The organism is Priestia sp. P5_B4 (assembly GCF_056400385.1).
Genome location: NZ_JBFULJ010000667.1, coordinates 1 through 2,149, shown reverse-complemented (window position 1 = coordinate 2,149; position 2,149 = coordinate 1). Strand labels below are relative to the sequence as shown.

Annotated in this window: 4 protein-coding genes; 1 reads left to right on the top strand and 3 read right to left on the bottom strand. The window is 33.8% G+C overall.

Annotated features, from left to right (window positions below):
- Window positions 1-229: 229 nt before the first annotated feature.
- Complete coding sequence (locus AC1DRF_RS24465) at window positions 230-700, bottom strand: DinB family protein (protein ID WP_477741917.1); 471 nt, start codon at window positions 698-700, stop codon at window positions 230-232.
- A gap of 337 nt (window positions 701-1,037) precedes the next feature.
- Between AC1DRF_RS24465 and AC1DRF_RS24460 the strand changes: the two genes are divergently transcribed.
- Window positions 1,038-1,217, top strand: coding sequence for a hypothetical protein (locus AC1DRF_RS24460; protein WP_427075069.1), 180 nt, complete (start codon window positions 1,038-1,040; stop codon window positions 1,215-1,217).
- Window positions 1,218-1,228: 11 nt separating this feature from the next.
- Here AC1DRF_RS24460 and AC1DRF_RS24455 read toward each other — a convergent pair whose 3' ends face one another.
- Both AC1DRF_RS24455 and AC1DRF_RS24450 read right to left on the bottom strand, forming a co-directional pair.
- On the bottom strand, window positions 1,229-1,600 hold the full coding sequence (locus AC1DRF_RS24455; RefSeq protein ID WP_237074234.1) for a helix-turn-helix domain-containing protein: 372 nt from the start codon (window positions 1,598-1,600) through the stop codon (window positions 1,229-1,231).
- 236 nt (window positions 1,601-1,836) lie between these two features.
- Window positions 1,837-1,989 (bottom strand): YjcZ family sporulation protein, encoded by a 153-nt coding sequence (locus tag AC1DRF_RS24450; protein ID WP_057242235.1) that lies wholly within the window; start codon window positions 1,987-1,989, stop codon window positions 1,837-1,839.
- Between the last annotated feature and the right edge of the window lie 160 nt (window positions 1,990-2,149).

Here is a 2,149-nt window from a genome sequence, read left to right as displayed (position 1 = left end):
GCTAGATTGCCCGCTGCGGTCTCTTGATTAGTTAGAACTGTAATTTCATTATCCTCATACCCTATCATTCTTAATTTCTCAATTCTAGTTAATGTTTCTTCCGGTGACTCATATACACCTATAATACTTTTACTCATAAAGCTTTCCTCCTTCATTAAGATCTTTTCTCCTTACTTTTTATGTACCCGCTATTCTACCCTTATTAACAATAGATCCATAGTTAATTGATTTAATCCCATATTCTAGGTCGATCAACCTCCATGATCCTCAAATACTGTAAGAGTTGTCCAGCGTGTACGGATTCATGATAGCCTATCCGCATCAACATATCCCCTAAAGAACGAATATAACCAACATCTGAACGGTCTATTTGAATGTTAGTTAAATCTTCTTCAGAAAAAGTAGTAATCATGTCTAAAAATTGTTGGTGGTAGGATGCTGCAAACTCCAATTCATCCTTTATAGATTGTAAGGGTCTTTTTTCAAAAGGAGAATCAAATTCCTTTAAGCTGCCAAAATTTTCGATAGCTAGATGATAATAGTATTCTGACTCCAAGACATGACGAACCATTTCTATGCATGTCATAGCTTCTTTATCTGGCTTCCAATCAAGTTTATCATCAGGAATTGCTTGCCAAACCTTTATACTTCTTCTTCTAATCTCTTTTATATTTAATACTACTGCATCTGTTCCATTCATTTCCATCCCTCCTCTTATCATCATTTTACATCATTTCCCCAAAACAAAGAGGTGAATTTTCAACTAAACTTATTTCAAATATTCATGGTCCTTATGCTGAGTATAATAACTTTCATCCTTTAAGCAGTGAATATATTGGTCATTCTCACATCTCTTTTAAAACAGCACGCTGAGGCTATGTTACAATGTAATTATAAGGAAAAAGAGGTGAATATAGTTATGTTAACAGCGATAGTTATAACTGTTTCTGTTTTAGGTTTAGCGTGGAGTGTTGGACAAAGAAAGCAATATCAGTAACTTTATAGATTGTCTGTATGTAKAATTGAGATGGTTATAAATGAGTAAAAGAAATATTTTAGTCAAATTAATGTTCTTTTTAGGATCATTTTCTATAACAGCTTTTGGATTTATTTTAAAACAAGGATTAACCGCATTGCTTTTATCTGCTGTCTTTATCATCTTGGCAGGTTTCTTAATGAAAACTGAAGTTACAAAAACAGGCTCTAAGAGAACTTAAAGCCTGTTTACTTACCTTTCTTCCTTAAAATCCTTTTTTATATTCCAAAACGTTTTCTTTAAATCATCATAAAAAAACATCGTTAGAAAACCTAGTATGGTAACACCAGCTGAAAATGTACCCAAATCTAAAAACAGTCCTGCAAATACAAGAATGATTCCGATAATAAAACCAGAGTCTGATAAATCCTCACTCTTTTTTCGATCGATTCCTATTTTGCTTTGAAAAGATTGATCCCCTTTAATCAATTCATCCAACGTCACATTATAAAGTTCGCTTAACTTAATAAGGTTCTCAATATCAGGATACCCTTTATTATTTTCCCACTTATAGACAGCTTGTCTAGATACATTCATTTTCCCAGCTAATTCTTTCCTGGACATCTTTTTCTCTTCGCTTCACTTCTGCAGCTGTTCCCCTAAATTCACCTTCATCACCTCTAAGGCTTAGCTTACAATGAATATGTAAAAAATTCCATAAACGCTTAGTAACAAGCTGTAAACCATTGGTTAACACAGCAGGTATTAGTACTAATCACTATACATGTCCTCATTTAACAAATAAAAAAAGCTAGCATAAAGCTAACTTTTTTAAGTTAGAGATAAAGGCAGGCTAATAATTAGCAACCGCCAAATCCTCCCCAACAAGCACAGCCAATAATGATTAATAAGATAAACAGCACGATAATTAAAGCAAAACCACTGCCACCGCCGTAACCGCAGCCGCCGCCATAACCATAGCCATAACCTCCGCCATAACCGCCAAAGAACATAAACTTCACCTCCTTCTCTTTCATACATTTAGCATATGATGAAAAACGAAATTTGCTCCACGAAGTGGATAGACTACGTTTTATATCACTATAAATAAAAAATAATAACCTTTTAGTTTCTTTTACATACAATGAAGCATCCTCAGATCCCATATATGAG